Source organism: Thalassotalea coralli (assembly GCF_055786205.1).
On sequence record NZ_JBVVBK010000001.1, the window covers coordinates 277,800 to 294,537 of the forward strand.

Genomic DNA, 16,738 nt, shown 5'->3' on the forward strand with positions numbered 1-16,738 from the left:
TAAGTCTTGTTCGTCTCTTATTCTATCGTTGATAATTCGTATAATTTGACAAATTTTTGCCACTCACTTGCCAATACCAGCTTACCCTGTTGCTCACTAATATTAGCCAGAATTAGCAAGGCACGAATAGCAAGCAATTGCCTTATTTGCTTAAACCATCCGATATCGTCTGGGATAATGCCTGGAAACTCACTCTGATAAGCTCGGCAAAAAGTATCAAAAAGTTGTTCATTGTTAGCACTCTTTGAAAGCAGTATTCGTTCGAGCAGTAGCCCTATATCAAGTAAGGGAGAGCCATAACTATGTATAGTATCCTCAAAATCTAAAGCATAAATATAGGTCTTTTCATCGGCTTTGGTAAAGAGCAGATTACCTAGGTTTAAGTCACCGTGAATAACTTGCTGTTTATCACAAGCAATATCGAAAATTGCAGGCGAACTCGAGATCAAAATTTCTTTGGCTTTGCTTGGTATCTCTAATGTGAAGTTATCAGCTTTGATGCGCTGCCATAGATTTAAGTAGACTTGTTGTTTGCTTTTAAAGTTACTTTGAATGACGTCAGCAAAAGGGACTTTCAATAAACCTTGATGAAGTCGAGCGACACATTTACCTAGAGCAAACATAGTATCTGTGGAAAAGCGCTGTTGCTCTGAAGTTACGAGAGGAAGAATAAAAATGCCTACTTTCGGGAACTCTTTGTTATTGCAATCAAAAGGAGATTCGATTAAATCTACCCAAATCGGCATACTGTTAACGTGTACAGCAAAAGAAAGTTGAATAGTTTCTTGTTCTAACTGAGTCCGCCCGATATTGTCATTGAGAAAACTAACTAACGAGTAAGTTGCTTGAGTTAGGTGAGCATGTGCTTCATTTAACACTTTAACGAAAAATGCCTGTTCCTCGAGGTCACAACGATAATAGCCTATTGGAAGAGAGTGGTCGGTAACCATTCTTTGCCAACGACCAGAGAGTCTTGTGTGCTCAGATAGCCATTGGGCGATATCAGTAGGACATGCTTGCCAGTTTACTTTAGGGGCGAACTGGCTGAAAGCAGGCTGAATAAGAGTTTCACTAGACACTTATTTGAGCCATTTATCCAATATCTTGCCAGTGAATAACATCACCAGCTTTGATTTGTTTGTTTATTGTTAAACCTTCTACTTCGCTCCAGTATTCTGTACCGATGCCATAACAAGGAAAAGCAAAAGTAACATTTGTTAGATGGATTTTGTCACCCGTTGTCAGGTCTTTTTTCGCCACTAAACCCATCCTCGATTGGTACTTGTCACGTTGCCTAGCGAGTGGTCTTTGACCATTGCCCAATGCAGAGGCAACATTCGCCAACTTATTAGAAACTGTTTTTACTTCACTAATAGCTAAAGCGTGGCCACCATCGTGCTCATCTGGCAAATCATCTGGGCAAACGCCTTTCTCAATAACAACTGCGCCAAGTGCAACAGCCGCATAAAGCATTTCATCTTGTGCATGATGATCAGACAGACCGACAGGGAGGCCTGTCGCTGTCCCTAACGTTTCCATAAACTTGAGGTTATGAAGTGATGTGGAGTTAGGTGGGGGCAGTGGACTATGCTCAACCAATAAATGTGGGTTGCCCTGGTCAAGCGCCCAGCTCACTGCTCGACAAGCTTCTTCAACACTCGTATGTCCCGTATCGAAAATTAAGGGCTTACCTGTTTTTGCCATATACTCAATTAAGGGCTGGTGAGTAATATTAGACGAAGCTACTTTTAAATAATCAACACCAATGTCTATCGCAAAGTCTACCCCTTCAAAGTCATAAATAGACAAGGCGAGTTGCATACCTTTTGACTTTGCGTGATTAAATATAGTGCGGTAGTTGTCCAGGCTCACTACCTTACGTTCAATTAGCTGATAATAATCTTCCTGAACTTTTTCATTTGAGTCTCTGCCCAAGTAACTCTCTACAGCACCTTGATTTAAACAAATATTGGCGTTGTGGAGTATTTCTCCTTTAACACAGCTAATACCTGCATCTGCTAATTGGTCAATAAGAGCAATAGCTAAGCTGACATCTTGATTAAAAAATGTACCTATATCAGGAAGAAATAAAGGTTGTTCAAGGGAGTGCCAATAGTTTGTGTGAGTCATATGAGTTACTTGCCTATATGTGCAAAAAGTTGTTTAACAAGGTTAGGCCTGCTTTACCTGACTTTTCTGGGTGAAATTGGCAGCCAATGACATTGTCTTTTGCAATTGATGCGGTAATTGGCATGTTGGCAATTTTTGTAGTTGCCACTAAATTTGACGTGTCATCCAAAACACCGTGAAAAGAGTGAACAAAATAAAATGCTGTGTTTTTCTCTACACCAGAAAACAAGGGATGTTCTTGTTCTAACGACAATGTTGCCCATCCAGTATGCGGTACTCTTAAAGGGTTACCTAAATCATCTGATTTTGGCAAGTCAGTAACAGCGCCTGGTATTAAGTTTAATCCTTGGGTGAGAGTAAACTCATTGCTATGGCTAAGCAATAATTGCATACCTAAACATATGCCTAAAAAGGGCTTTTGTTGCGCACCGTCAATAATTGCTTCAAATAGCTCACTTTCTTGAAGCTGTTCGATTGCGCTTGGAAATGATCCAACACCGGGAAACACAATTCGTTGAGCAGCAGCTATTTGTTCTGGCTTCGTGGCAATATCAACCTGCGCTCCGATGTGTTCAAAGGCATTTTGCACATTGAGCAAGTTACTTGCGCCGTAATCTATTAAGGTAATTTTTTTACTGCTCATTTATCTATTCGCCTTGCAACTTTCTTACTGGTAACTGCTCTTGCGCTAAATCAGAACGTATGGTGCCAATAGTGGTTCTATCGAAATGGATCGCGTCTGCTACCGCAGTAGCACTGCACCCCAGTTGGTATGCTTTTTTAGCGTCATCGACACAGTTGTAACCACCAGAAGCAATAACAGGAACGGCTACAGCTCGACAAACGGCGCTAAGCAACTCTTCATCGAAGCCTTTTCGCGTACCTTCCTGATCAACGGATGTTAGAAGAATTTCTCCTGCTCCCAGCTCACACGCCTGCTTGGCCCACTCTATAACATCAAGTCCGGTTTTTTCACGACCATTGTCGGTATAAACCTCCCATTTGTTATCGGCCATTTTTTTAGCTTCAATAGATAAAACAACACTTTGTTTTCCAAATTTCTCAGCCATCTGAGTTAACAATTCTGGGTTTTGTGTTGCAGCGGTATTGATTGCTATTTTATCTGCGCCAGAGCGTAAAATTTCAGTCGCATCTTCAACAGAGCGGATTCCTCCGCCAACAGTTATCGGAATAAAAACCGATTTGACAGTTTCTTTAATAAGTTCTGTCAGAGAGTTTCGACCATACAAGGACGCAACTGCATCCATGTAAACAAGCTCATCGGCACCTTGCTGGTAATAACGCTCAGCAAATTCTTTTGGAGAACCGACTTTTCGTAGCCCTTCCAAATGTACCCCTTTAATAAGGTGCTTACCTTTAATATCGAGTCTCGCGACTAGTCTAAACATAAATTATTTCTGCCATGAAGTGTATCGTTGTTGCCACTGGCCATTTTCATACTTCCATAAATGTGGCGAACGGAAACGATTGGTTAGCAGCTCAAAGTATTCTCTATCTATGATAGGTTGCTCAAATAATTTGTGCGCTAGTGGAAATTCTTTTTCTGGAAGAGATAAGTATGCCAATATTTCATCCATAAAACGTTCAGGAAATTCCATATCAAACCGCTTGACTAATGCCACACCTTCTTCACGTTCTATGTCGCCAGAACGAATTTCTTGGGCACTGTCATAGGTCGCTCTACCTATACCAAATTTAATACCTGTGGTGAAATAGTGTAAATCGTCAATTTTGTCGTCTATTGAATTGTATTTGCTGTAAGTTCCTGCTGTTCGCTCAGGAGACGCTTCAAAGCCACCGTGTTCGTGGGAATAGTAATAACAGCTTTGTGGGTGCCACTTTAAATAATAGCCAAGATAATTTACTTGAACGCCGGTTGCTTTTAATTTTGCAGGATCGGCTGGCATATACGGGTCTAGGTCGGCTTTTGATAGACCGAAATCTTCTTTAAGGGACTTTAAAGATACGCCGCTTATATTTATGTCTTTTTCATCTGTCGCGGTAAAGTATTCCCAATCACGAGTTGCAGACTCGTTGTCTGCTAATGGGTTACCGTATTCAGCTTCATTCTCACCAAAGAATACCAAAGGAATATTTAGCATCGCAGCCATTCTAGGTGCGAGTGCTTTTTGCCCAATCATAAATGGCTGGAAAGGGTGGAAGAGGTTTTCGACAGCTAGCCTGGTCAATAATCGGTGTACTCTGCCATTCGGCGTCATTAACATGTTATCAAACCCAGCGTGAATCCAGCGTTGAAAGTTTCTCCAACCCCACTCAGTATAGATATGCGGCGCCCAAGTTACGGTATACGGGTGCATGCCATACTTTTCTTTTAGAATGTGAGCAGCATAAAAGCTATCTTTTCCGCCTGAGCCGGGTAATAAACAATCATAACTACCATCTTTAGAGCGAAACTTATCACATAAAGCTTTAAGTTCTTTTTCTCTTGCATCCCAATCAATTTCTTGATGCTTTTTTTCAGCCATTCGGCATGCGTCACATACACCATGTTCATCAAAGTTAATGGTCGCTTTTTTGGTTTTTTCAGTATGTGTATATTCAACTGCTGAGTTAGGGCGCTGATTTGAAATCGTACATTTTTTACAGAATGCGACTTCAGCAGGGAGGCCATAGAGTGTTCGAGGGCTTTCCGCTGACGGAGAGAATTCTTTAAAATCGACAGGCTGCGGTTTTTTTATAATTATTGACATAACTACTCTCGTTAATTTCTTGTGGACCAAGGATAGCTCTTGGTCTTGTGTCACTTTCCGTTATAAGTTTTGTGGATTAGATAGTATTTCAAACAAAGCTTTTGCTTCAACGTTATTTGGATCTGTAGCCAAAATTTGTTCGACGTAAGGAATAGCCTTCTCATTTTTATTGATAGTTTGATAAAGGTTTATTAAGGCTAATACAATACGGGTATCATTTGGGTTTTGCTCTAAGTATTCGATATAGACAGCTTCAGCTTCATCAAATTTCTGCTGAATTTTTAAAATAGTAGCGTATCTAGGTTTGTGAATATCAGATAATTGAGCGAGCTTTTCTAAATACTTAGTTGCTGTTTCTATTTCTTCTAGTTTAAGCGCAATTGAAGATAGTTGAATAGCTTCATCTTCAGTATAGAAATGGTCATCAATTTTAGTAAGTGAATTAAATGCTGCTCTGGTATCGTCATTCATGATTGCGATATAAGCTTCACATAAATCTACTAACCATTGAGCTGATGGATTGTCTTCTGCTGCTTTTATCAAGTTAACTAACAACTGAGCCAAGCCATCTCTATTCTTACGCTGAAACAAATAAACAATTTTTCTGTTTACACCAGTCAAACTTGCTTCTGTTTGCGTTCTTTTTAAATGGGCAGTATCTTGATTTTCAATTACATATTGATGCTTTTCAACTAACTCTTGAAAAGCCAACTTTTGCTCTTCAGGTAAAGCATCAAATTGAGTCGCGTAGGTGCGCTTCCAGATTTTTCCTCTATTGTACTGCTTGTCTTCTTGCCACTGCTCAATCAGTTTTTTAACGTTTGCTTTGGGATTAAACTCATCAATTCGAGACTTCAAACGCTGTTTTGCTGAAGCTAATAATGGTCGAATGTCTTCTATAGTATCTACATACGCTTGGTAATATATACGTCCGGTTTCTTCCATCTCTTCGTCAGACCAATCTTGATCACCATCTGTACGTACGACTTTGATAAAGTTCTTAATACCGAATTTTTTCAAAAACAGGTTGGTTTTTTCGTAGCGCGTTGTCAGCTGATTTTCTGCTTTGTCTAATTTAAGCTTAATTTTGTGGTTTTTTTCTTCGCTTTTATACGTTTTATACAGCGCCGTATTGTCTTTCAAAGCTTGTTTAGCGATGCCGTCAATAGCAACAATATCTTTTGATAGTTTGTCGACTTCTTTTATAAGTCCTTTGAGCGAACCTTGTTCTTTACTTGAATGAATTTCAATACTATCAAAAATATCTCGTAAATGACGATCTGGCGTTAGTGAAATTTCGGTTGGCGATAATTGCTCAATATTATCTAATTTTATCGCCGTTGATGATAAGTTAATGACAGTTGAGCCTTTTGCTTCTGCTAACTTTGCTTGATCATTCAAAACGTAGCTTGCATGCAGAAAAGAAGTGGAGGTTTCTGCGCGATCTCCATTGTAAGTATCTACCCACTGTCCAATTAAGTTGAGCATTGGGCCTACTTTGGCTTCATTACTGTTTGAGGCATAAGTCATACCATTTTTAGCGTAACATAGGTCGAAGCCAGAAAGCAGAATACGTTCAAAACCTAAATGAATAGCACCAGATAAAGCATAATTGGTAACTGTAGGACCTTGCAAATCCAAATTGGTAGGTGAGTAATCACTTTCCCATGGAGTTCTTGAACCACAGTAAAGCTGTTTACCAGCCCACTGCCCAGATAATGTAGGCACAACATAATTCGAATGAACGAAAATCACTGATTCAGGTAAATTTAACATTTCTTTAGAAACGTCAAAACTTACGTCATAAGGGTCAACAGAGAATATTAAATCTGGAGTAATACCGTCATTTATTAACTTGCGGGCAATACGGGACACTGCAAGTACAATAAAGCTTTCTCGATTTTCTTTAAGCCATTCTGTATGTCGATCTAACGAAGGGCCGCCACCTAAAACAACGCAAGTTTTACCTTCAAACTTATTTTCAAGTTGAATAAATGGTATCGCGTTTTCGGCAAGGTTCTCAAAGTTGCGCTCGATAAACGGACGCCTACTTAAGCTCATTATTGTTTTATGTTTTATAGACGCGATGGTTAAATTAATAGCATCATTGTATTCGTAATAACGAGCGTCATAGCCATCAATGGCAGAAATAGATTTTATGTACTCAATTTTTTCTGTAAATAGATAGGAATGTATTTTGTGTTTTTCGGCAACTTCTTGCCAATTTTCTAAGGTACATATTTCGACTTTATCATCCCATTCAGTAAACGTCAGCTGTGCCTCGATACTATCGATAATGTTTTGATGCTCGATGAAGAGGTACCTAGAGCCATATGGCAGGCCCTTTTCTAAAATATGGTCGACTAACAATCCGCCATCAGTGCCAAGAACAATATATAAAGTGTCTTTTGTATCTAATTTTTCGCCATAAATAGCATGAAAGTTATCTGCGGCTTTTTTCTTTTCGAAAGTATCTCTACTAATAGAGTATAGATATGGTTCACCATGTTGGCTGATGCGGTAGGCTTCTATAGTCATAACACTCACTGATTCTTGTTCGCCATTTCTTGAGATTCTAACAGCGTTCCTAAAATATTATTTACTTTTCTTATCTTACACTTGAATTTAAGCAGGATTTGCGCCAAAAACGATGATAAGTGTAGTCAATTAATTGGCGTACTTATTTTGTCATTACTTTATTAAAGTGCGAAATTAGTTCGTACTGTATAATATCGGCTAAAAATAGATAATCTCTGCGCTCTTGAGCATCTAACATAACACTCAGCAAATTGTTTGTGTGATCGTCTTGTTGTAGTTGATATTTTTCAATGAATTTTTCTAAGTGAATGGTTTCGCTATGAAAGTACCAAATAGCTAAATTACTTTCTCCCCGACGCAAATAAGCACATATTTTTTCTAAGTTTTGAAAAAGCTCTTCAATATTAACGCTTGTCATCAATGACTTTACCTCTGTGAGTCTAATAAAACCTATGGTAAATTGAACGCCACGAAAACGACAAGTAATTTTATGAGTATGAGTCATTCACAAGCTGATTTATTTTTAGAAAACATCAAAGTTGTAGAAGGCCGTTGGCCCGATATCGCAACTAAAATTCAATCAGTTACAGCTCAAAGGCTTAAGGTCGAGGTTGAAGGCATTACGCTTCTTATTAACAACCGTCAACTAACAAGCAGCTATGACAGACAGAAAGAAGCTATTATTCAAGCAGAGCGAATACCTGCTGGAACAATTGTTGCTAATGTATACGGTGTAGGCTTAGGTGATTTGCCTCGAGAATTATTATCTAGGCCAAGTCTCGCTAAGATAAATGTTTTTATACTAAACCTAGAGTTATTTGTTCATGTACTCAACGTTACTGAACACAGTGACTGGTTGTCTGATGAGAGAGTTGTTTTACATTACCCAGATGAAGAAACAACTCCGTACCAGCCATTTGCAGTTTCTCCTTCTGAATTGGAGATAGTTGACTCAGCGCTCGCTGAGCTTAGGGATCGTATCGTACTTGAATTAGACAACGAGTTTATACATTTGAGGCACGATATAAATAATGAAACTGTCCAAAAGCAAATACAAGAAGGTATAGAGCTTCTTAAAGTCGATGCTGATGTTAAAGAGATATTTAATAGCTATAAAGGTGGTGCGTACGTTATCGGCGCAGGGCCGACGTTAAATGAGCACATTGATAGGCTAAAAAACAATGTTGGTGATAAGTTAATCGTTGCTTGTGACGCAGCCGTTAAAACGTTGATAAAGAATCGTATTGTGCCAGATGTGGTTGTCACAGTAGATCATCAAGCAGATCTACTCATGGATGGAATCGAATTAAGCCCGTTTACGGAAACTAAGTTATTGCACTTTCCAAGGGGGATAAGAGAGTTTGTTAATAACTGGCCAGGAAAGCGCTATTGTGCGTTTTCTCAAGGTGGCTTGTTCGACGATGTAAGTAAAGAATATCCAAGAACTAGGTTGTTTGCTGCTGGCAGTGTTATTCATACCGCTATCGATTTAACGATTAAGATGGGCGCTGATAAGATTATTTTATTAGGTGCAGATTTTGGCTTTCCAGGAGAAGTATATTACTCGGAAGGACAAACCCTCAAATCTAATACCCTGGCTAACAAATCACCTCACTGGGTATTTAACGGCAAAGGCGAGAAAATACCGACATTGCTTAATTACCGTGGCTTTTTACGAGACTTAGAGTCTTATATCGAAAAACAGTCTAATATAGAATTCGTTAACGGCAGCGAAGAAGGTGCCAGAATTCGTGGCACCCGCTTGATAGAAGCAACAGAGTAGTTATTATTTCATTAGTAACTCGGATAAGCAGCTTATAATCTCATCTTGTCGCTCCATTTCAGGATAGAGCGGCAAGGTCAAACAGTGATTATAAAAGGTTTCGCTGTTGGTAAATTGTCCTTGTTTAAAGCCTAATTCTTGATAGTAAGGGTGCCAGTGCACAGGGAGGTAGTGAACCTGACAACCAATTTTACGCTCTTGCAATTTCGCGTATAACTCAGCGCGATTTAATGGGCTTTTCTCCGTTAATTGAATGACATAAATATGCCACGCAGACATGCAATCTTCTGGCGCAGAGAGTAACTTAACTGGGAGTGACGATAGCCCTTTATCGTAAATTTGGGCGAGCTGGTTTCTCTGCTCAACAAAATTATCGAGTTTAGATAGCTGGCTTAAACCAAGGGCTGCATGGATATCACTTAAGCGATAATTAAATCCCAATGTTTGTTGTTGGTAAAGCCATGGCTCAGCACTTTGAGTAGAGGTTTTGGTAATACCATGGGATGAATACAACTTCATTTGTTGCGCAAGTTGCTCGTTATTTGTCACCACCATACCACCTTCACCGCTGGTGATTATTTTAACAGGGTGGAAACTAAAAATAGTGCAGTCGCTATAGTGGCAATTACCGATAACTTTGTTCTGATATTTACCGCCAATGGCATGTGATGCATCTTCAATAATTTTGATATTGTATGGTTGGCATAACTTAGCGATGGCTTCCATATCACAACTAATACCGCTGTAATGGACGACAATCAACACTTTAGGTAGACGGTTTGCAATTGCCGCTTGCTCTATTTTCTCCGCTAATGCGTCAACAGATATACAGCCTGTTGCTAAGTCAATATCAACGAAATCTACTTGAGCGCCGCAGTATCGCATCGCATTTGCCGATGCGGCAAAGGTTAATGGTACAGTCCAGCCTATGTCTTGTGTTGTTAACCCTAATCCTAAACAAGCAATATGAAGCGCCGATGTTGCACTGTTGGTGGCAACAGCATAGTTAGCCCCAACGTATTGACAGATCGCTTGCTCGAAAGCTGGAACCTTGTCGCCTTGCGTTAGGAAGGAGTTTTCTAATGTATCGATAACTGCTTCGATATCCGATTGAGAGATGGAGTGTTTACCGTATGGGATCATGAATTTTCTATCGCTTGTTTGTCTGTGACCATATTAACGGAAGCAAGTAGGGTATTTCAAAGTAATAATTTAAGCCGTTGCTAATAAAGAATATTTATTTAAAATGGCGTAAAACTTGAATATAAACCTTACTGGTTACATCACGAGAAAATTTTTTTGAGCGTTCAAAAATCGTCAGCAAGCAAGAATATGCCGAAAATTATTTGCTTACTTCAAGCACGTATGTCTTCATCTCGTTTACCTAATAAAGTGTTAAAACCCATTGCTGGCATTCCTTTGGTGGTGCTAGCGGCAAAGCGAGCGGCAAATACTGGCCTAGATGTTAGAGTGGTTACCTCGACTGATGCTAGCGATGATGTTCTCGAAACAGCTTTGTTTGAGCACAGTATCAAATACTTTCGTGGTAGCCTGCACAACACCTTAGCAAGGTTTAGCGACGCGTTAAAAGGTGAAGAAGAAACAAGTATTGTCGTTCGACTAACAGGAGACAATCTGTTCCCTGATGGCAAGTTTATCGAAGAAGTTGTTAACCACTTTATTGAACATAATTTGGATTATCTTGGCACAACGGGAGAAGCAACGGGACTACCTTATGGTTTATCTGCTGAAGTGTTTCGAGTAAAAGCGCTTCGAATAGCACATCAAAATGCGAACACAGCTTTTAGCAAAGAGCATGTCACGCCAGATATCATTAAAAAATATGACGCTACGCTTTATCAAGAGAAAAGCGAACTGGGCTTAAGCTATCTTAGGGCAACCGTTGATACGCTAGATGATTACCAATGGATGAAAGCCTTGTTTGACGTTGTTGAGAAGCCTACCTCTATTTCATATATCGAATTATGTAAAAAGTTGAAGATACAAAACAATCACAGGCAATTGAGCAAGCTAGTTGTTGGCAGCGCTCAATTTGGTTTGGATTATGGGGTTACTCACTTTGATGGTAAGCCTTCGCAAGAAAAAGTTGCTCAGCTTATTTCTACGGCGAGAACATTAGGTGTTAACACATATGATACAGCGCAAGCATATGGTGATAGCGAAGATGTTTTGTCTACCAACCTTGACAGCAAAGATAAGGTTATCTCTAAGTTAATGCCACTGAGCGCAGAAGAGGTTTCTGTACTTTCAACATTACAAATCAACGAAAAAATACAGCAGTCTTTAGCAAAATTTCCGGATCTCAGTGTCAGTTATTTGGTTCATAGAGCAGAGCTGTTGTGGTTGGAAGATGGCAAAGTGTGGTCGGTACTACAAGCGTTAAAAATACAGCATAAAATAGAAAAAATAGGCGCCTCTGTGCAAACACCGGAAGAGCTGAAAAAGGCGTTAGATACGCCTGACTTAGATGTTATTCAATTGCCTTTTAATATGCTGGATAATCGCTGGCGAGATAGTTTGTTATTGCTAACTCAGTACAAGCAAAAGTGTGATATTGAAGTACATGTCAGAAGTGTCTTTTTGCAAGGTTTACTCTTGAGTGAGGATGCACAATTATGGAAAAGGGCAGGCGTTGAATCTAATCAAGTTACAGCAATAGTCAATTGGATGAAGCAAATGGTCGATAAGTGCCAATGCACCTCATTAAAGTCGCTACTAATACGTTATGTCAAAAGCCAGCCATGGTGTGATAAGTTAGTGATAGGAATGCAAAACGAGGCGGAGTTACAAGAAGCTGCTAATTATATAAAGTTGCCGCCATTAACTGAATGTCAGTGGTTAGAAATAGAGCAAAGTAGGCCTAATATCAACGAAAAAAGCCTTAATCCCGCTACTTGGAAGGAAAGTTAATATGTCACCGTTATTTTCATTATCTAATCAAGTCGCGTTAGTTACCGGTAGCACAGGACATCTTGGTCAGGCCATGGCTATTACGTTAGCAAAAGCCGGCGCCAAGGTTTATCTCAATGGCCGAAACGCCGATAAAGTTGAACAACTGGCATTCACGCTAAAGCAGCAAGAACTTGACGTAGTTCCAGCTGTTTTCGATATTACTGATAAAGAGCAGGTGGCCAGTTTTTTTGAACAAGCAGATCTTAAAAAAATGAATGTTCTGGTCAACAATGCCTATGCAGGCAAAGGCGGAACCGTTAGTACAGCGCAAGATGAAGACTACCTCACTAGTTTTGATGTTTCCTTAATCGCTGCGCAGCGATTGTTAAAACATTGCCTGCCATTAATGGAAACTGCGGTGTTCGAAGATAACAATGCCGGTTGTATTAATATTAGCTCTATGTACGGTGTTGTATCGCCAGAACAGTCTGTTTATGGTTCACCTGAACAGGTAAACCCGCCATTTTATGGCGCAGCAAAAGCAGCGCTTATTCAATGGACAAAATATACGGCAAGTGAGTTAGCAGCTAAAGGTATTCGAGTGAACTGTATCTCACCTGGTGCTTTTCCAAGTGAGCAAGCACAAACTAATATTGAGTTGATGGCGAAGTTGAAAAGCAAAGTTCCACTAGAACGTTTCGGCCAACCAGACGAACTTCAAGGGCCTGTTTTGTTTCTCGCCAGTCAGGCATCGAGTTATGTTACTGGCCACAATCTTATCGTTGATGGCGGTTGGACAGTGAGATAAGGCGTTTTTTGTCGATTAAATCAACGTAAATTAAAGGCAAGCTAGCTTTATTAAGTTGTTGCTTTTATTATCTTAATGAAGTGCACAAATGAGAGTTTTATATGTTTGACGGAAAAAGTATTTTAGTAACAGGCGGTACCGGCTCTTTTGGCCGACATTTTATCCGTGAAGTACTAAAGCACTATAAGCCTGCGCGCGTCATTGTTTTTTCAAGAGACGAGTTAAAGCAATATGAAATGGCGCAAGAGTTTACCGACAAAGCAATGCGTTTTTTTATCGGCGATGTACGCGATAAAAGTCGTTTGAGAACTGCGTTTGTTGACGTTGATTTTGTTGTACATGCTGCAGCACTTAAGCATGTTTCTGCGGCTGAATACAATCCTATGGAATGTATTAAAACCAATGTGCTTGGTGGACAAAACGTCATCGAGGCAGCCATAGAGCAAAAAGTGAAGAAAGTCGTGGCGCTGTCTACTGATAAAGCGGCTAACCCGATTAATTTATATGGTGCGAGTAAGTTAGCTTCAGACAAACTGTTTGTTGCTGCAAATAATATCGCTGGTCGCCAAGGCACGCGTTTTTCAGTGGTTCGTTATGGCAATGTGGCGGGCTCAAGAGGCTCTGTACTTCAGCTGTTTGATAAGTTAGTGAAGGAAGGTAAGACTACACTGCCGGTGACGGATGATCGTATGACCCGATTTTGGCTGCCTTTATCTCAAGGCGTAGATATCACCTTAAAATCTTTTGATCGCATGAAAGGCGGTGAAATCTACGTTCCCAAAATTCCATCGATAAAAATAACCGATTTAGTTAAGTCGATGGGAGAAGGTATCGATTATGATCTGGTAGGTATTCGTCCCGGTGAAAAACTGCACGAGGTGATGATCACCGAAGAAAACAGTCGTCAAACGTTAGAATTTGACGATCACTACGTGATCACACCCGCCATCGTATTCTTTGAAGATGTTAACTACACAACCAATAAACTCGGCGAAAAAGGCAAAGAAGTGAAAGAGACCTTTGAGTATCACTCAGGCAACAATGAACACTTCTTATCGGTGAGTGAAATCGCCGAGCTTAACAAGCTGATTTTGTCATGATCTCTTTAGGTAATTTTTCTGTCGGCAAAGGCGGCACGCCGTTTGTCATCGCCGAACTCTCGGGTAATCACAATCAATCGTTAGACTCTGCTATGGAGATGATTGCCGCTGCTGCTAAGGCTGGCGTACAGGCAATTAAGCTGCAAACTTACACTGCAGATACCATGACGTTAGATTGCGACGGTGAAGATTTTCAAATTTTAGAAGGTGATAACTTATGGCAAGGCCAAACATTGCATCAGTTATATCAAAAAGCCTATACGCCATGGGAGTGGCATCAGCAACTTTTTGATTACGCTAAGCAATTAGGACTGGTTGCTTTTAGTTCGCCTTTTGATGAATCTGCAGTAGATTTTCTCGAAAGCTTAGATGTCCCTTGTTATAAGATTGCTTCTTTTGAGAACAATGACTTTCCTCTGTTAAAGAAAGTCGCTCAGACGAAAAAGCCTGTCATTATGTCTACGGGCATGGCATCAGAAAAAGAAATTGAAGAAGCGGTTGCTTACTTACGTGATAATGGCTGTACTGAACTTATCTTACTTAAATGTACAAGTGCTTACCCGGCAAAAATATCAGAAGCAAATTTAGCTACTATTCCCGATTTAGCTGAAAAGTTTCAATGTCTGGTTGGTGTGTCAGACCACACCTTAGGGCTAACCGTGCCACTGACCGCGGTTGCTTTAGGCGCGAGTGTTATTGAAAAACACTTGGTCCTTTCTAGAGAGCAGGGAGGTGTAGATGCCGATTTCTCACTAGAGCCTCAAGAATTTGCCCAATTGATTGACGTTGCGAATGAAGTCAGTCTTGCAAAAGGACAAGTGCTTTATGGCGGCTCTGCCAGCGAACAAGCATCGAAGAAATATCGCCGTTCTGTTTATGTCGCTAAAGATATTAAAGCTGGAGATACATTCACTACCGAAAACATTCGCGTGATTAGGCCAGGGTTAGGCTTAGCGCCTAAATATTTTGAACAGCTTATTGGTTCAAAAGCGGCTGTAGATATAAAAACCGGTACTCCGCTCTGTGTAGACCATACTGAGTTGGTAATTGACGGTTAATGACTAGTTCTGAGCATAATCAAAACCTTACACAATGCGTTATTTTTCGTTTCGATGCCAATTCGAAAATAGGCGTTGGTCATGCAATGCGATGTTTGGCATTAATAGAAGCATTTATTAAACGCGAGGTGGAGGTTATTTTAGCTTATGCTGAATTACCCGATTACTTGCTAACAACGGCGGTTAATATCGGCGTTAAACTTCATCATTTAACAGGCGCGAATCAAGCGCTTCAGATTGCCGATTTATATGATGCTTATCGCGCCGATTTTATCGTTATTGATGGCTATCACTTTGATGAAGGTTTACTAAGCGAGCTGCAGCAAGCAGGTGTTAAAACCGTTTATTTCGATGACATTAATACCAGAGAGCAAATAACAGCTAACGTTATTATTAATGCTTGTCCCGATGCTAATGACTTAGGGTATGAAAGAACCGCGGTTCGTGCTCATCATTTGTTGGGCTTAGATTATGCCATGATTAACCCCAGCTTAAAGCAAATTTATCAACCTAAATTTATCGAGCGAAAAGCGATAACGATTTGTTTTGGTGGCAGCGATGTTAAAGGCTTAACAAAGAAATTGCTCGATAGTTTAAGCACACATGCTAGGTTACTAAGAGACTTTCAGGTGCAAGTAGTGACAGGTAAACTAGTGCAAGAGCTTGATGTTATTGCTGAGCGTTGTCATTCGTTGGGATTTCATCATTACATTCAGCCTGATAACTTTTCTGAGTTATTAAGCCAAAGTGCACTAGCTATCGCGGCTCCAGGTAACCTGGTGTACGAGCTTGCCTATTTTAACGTGCCGAGCATCTTGATAACGGTGGCAGATAATCAGCAAGTTTCCGCGAATTATCATCAAAATAAAGGATGGGCAGAGGCGGTTGACGGTCATCGTGATGACGCTCTTGAACTGACCTTAGAAAAGTTATTGGTGTTAATAGAAACGCCGGAAAAGTTGCAAGCAATGCATTGCGCAAGTCTTGATTTAATTGATGGCAAAGGCGCTAGCCGTTTAGCTGAAAAATTACTGTCGCTGTCTGTTAGTAGGGTACTTTAATGTACGATAAAGAAATAAATGGCTTTGGTGTTCAATTAAAACCATTAGAGCATGAACAAATCGAACGAGTAAGGCTATGGCGAAATAATCCAGAGATTAGTCAATACATGTTTGAACAGAGTGAAATCAGTCAAGAGCAGCAACAAGCTTGGTTTGAGTCTCTCAAGAAAAAAGACAACGTAGGCTTTTGGTTAGCGCATTACAAAAATGAGGTGATTGGTGTTATCAATGTTACATCAGTAAATGGCAGCAGCGTTGAAAAGGCATCAACTTTAGAGCCTGGTTTGTACATGGTGCCAGAGTCTCGTTATAAAAATAGTATCTTAGCGTTTTGTCCATCATTGGCCTTAATCGATTACTTTTTTAGGTTAGGTACTCAAGTGATGGAAGCTAAAGTAAAATCTACTAATAGCGCAGCTTTAAGATATAACGAAACGCTTGGCTATAAAGTGATAGCCGAAAAAAGTACGTCGAATGTTAAGGCAAGTGAAAAAGGCGCCGATATAATCACTATGCGACTCGAACAACAAGGTTTTGCAAAAGCTAAAGACAAGCTTACTAAAATAATAAGATTTTAATTAAGGCTTTAATTAAAGCGCTAGAAAGATTTAAGAA

The 16,738-nt window shown here is 40.0% G+C and carries 15 protein-coding genes; 7 read left to right on the top strand and 8 right to left on the bottom strand.

Annotation, left to right across the window (positions count from 1 at the left end; genetic code table 11):
- Positions 1–17: 17 nt before the first annotated feature.
- The 7 genes from ACOB80_RS01180 to ACOB80_RS01210 form a co-directional block, all read right to left on the bottom strand.
- Positions 18–1,079 (bottom strand): phosphotransferase, encoded by a 1,062-nt coding sequence (locus tag ACOB80_RS01180; RefSeq protein WP_473163966.1) that lies wholly within the window; start codon positions 1,077–1,079, stop codon positions 18–20.
- 13 nt (positions 1,080–1,092) lie between these two features.
- Positions 1,093–2,130 (bottom strand): N-acetylneuraminate synthase family protein, encoded by a 1,038-nt coding sequence (locus tag ACOB80_RS01185; RefSeq protein WP_473163967.1) that lies wholly within the window; start codon positions 2,128–2,130, stop codon positions 1,093–1,095.
- Between the two features lie 13 nt (positions 2,131–2,143).
- Entirely contained in the window at positions 2,144–2,773 is a 630-nt protein-coding gene (gene hisH, locus ACOB80_RS01190; protein WP_473163968.1) for an imidazole glycerol phosphate synthase subunit HisH, read from the bottom strand.
- Positions 2,774–2,777: 4 nt separating this feature from the next.
- Positions 2,778–3,539 carry an imidazole glycerol phosphate synthase subunit HisF gene (hisF, locus tag ACOB80_RS01195; protein ID WP_473163969.1) on the bottom strand — a complete coding sequence of 254 codons (762 nt, stop codon included), beginning with the start codon at positions 3,537–3,539 and terminating at the stop codon, positions 2,778–2,780.
- Positions 3,540–3,542: 3 nt separating this feature from the next.
- On the bottom strand, positions 3,543–4,862 hold the full coding sequence (locus ACOB80_RS01200; protein ID WP_473163970.1) for an N-acetyl sugar amidotransferase: 1,320 nt from the start codon (positions 4,860–4,862) through the stop codon (positions 3,543–3,545).
- A gap of 60 nt (positions 4,863–4,922) precedes the next feature.
- Entirely contained in the window at positions 4,923–7,400 is a 2,478-nt protein-coding gene (locus ACOB80_RS01205; RefSeq protein ID WP_473163971.1) for a 6-hydroxymethylpterin diphosphokinase MptE-like protein, read from the bottom strand.
- Positions 7,401–7,542: 142 nt separating this feature from the next.
- Entirely contained in the window at positions 7,543–7,905 is a 363-nt protein-coding gene (locus tag ACOB80_RS01210) for a hypothetical protein (RefSeq protein WP_473163972.1), read from the bottom strand.
- On the opposite strand from ACOB80_RS01210, the gene ACOB80_RS01215 reads away from it, so the two are divergent.
- A complete protein-coding gene (locus ACOB80_RS01215) occupies positions 7,897–9,183 on the top strand; it encodes a motility associated factor glycosyltransferase family protein (RefSeq protein ID WP_473163973.1) in 1,287 nt (428 codons plus the stop codon). The genes ACOB80_RS01210 and ACOB80_RS01215 overlap by 9 nt on opposite strands.
- Before the next feature lie 3 nt (positions 9,184–9,186).
- On the opposite strand, the gene pseC is transcribed toward ACOB80_RS01215, so the two are convergent.
- Positions 9,187–10,326 carry a UDP-4-amino-4,6-dideoxy-N-acetyl-beta-L-altrosamine transaminase gene (gene pseC / locus ACOB80_RS01220; protein ID WP_473163974.1) on the bottom strand — a complete coding sequence of 380 codons (1,140 nt, stop codon included), beginning with the start codon at positions 10,324–10,326 and terminating at the stop codon, positions 9,187–9,189.
- A 189-nt stretch (positions 10,327–10,515) separates the two neighbouring features.
- On the opposite strand from pseC, the gene ACOB80_RS01225 reads away from it, so the two are divergent.
- From ACOB80_RS01225 to ACOB80_RS01250, 6 genes are all read left to right on the top strand, one after another.
- Complete coding sequence (locus tag ACOB80_RS01225) at positions 10,516–12,114, top strand: aldo/keto reductase (RefSeq protein ID WP_473163975.1); 1,599 nt, start codon at positions 10,516–10,518, stop codon at positions 12,112–12,114.
- A gap of 1 nt (position 12,115) precedes the next feature.
- The gene (locus ACOB80_RS01230; protein WP_473163976.1) at positions 12,116–12,904 is read left to right on the top strand and encodes an SDR family NAD(P)-dependent oxidoreductase; all 789 of its coding nucleotides are present in this window, start codon (positions 12,116–12,118) and stop codon (positions 12,902–12,904) included.
- 101 nt (positions 12,905–13,005) lie between these two features.
- The gene (pseB, locus tag ACOB80_RS01235) at positions 13,006–14,004 is read left to right on the top strand and encodes a UDP-N-acetylglucosamine 4,6-dehydratase (inverting) (protein ID WP_473163977.1); all 999 of its coding nucleotides are present in this window, start codon (positions 13,006–13,008) and stop codon (positions 14,002–14,004) included.
- Positions 14,001–15,062, top strand: coding sequence for a pseudaminic acid synthase (pseI, locus tag ACOB80_RS01240; protein WP_473163978.1), 1,062 nt, complete (start codon positions 14,001–14,003; stop codon positions 15,060–15,062). The genes pseB and pseI overlap by 4 nt, the downstream gene beginning before the upstream one ends.
- A complete protein-coding gene (gene pseG / locus ACOB80_RS01245; protein ID WP_473163979.1) occupies positions 15,062–16,123 on the top strand; it encodes a UDP-2,4-diacetamido-2,4,6-trideoxy-beta-L-altropyranose hydrolase in 1,062 nt (353 codons plus the stop codon). Before pseI ends, pseG begins: the two co-directional genes overlap by 1 nt.
- Complete coding sequence (locus tag ACOB80_RS01250; RefSeq protein WP_473163980.1) at positions 16,123–16,701, top strand: GNAT family N-acetyltransferase; 579 nt, start codon at positions 16,123–16,125, stop codon at positions 16,699–16,701. Before pseG ends, ACOB80_RS01250 begins: the two co-directional genes overlap by 1 nt.
- The last annotated feature ends 37 nt before the right edge of the window (positions 16,702–16,738 follow it).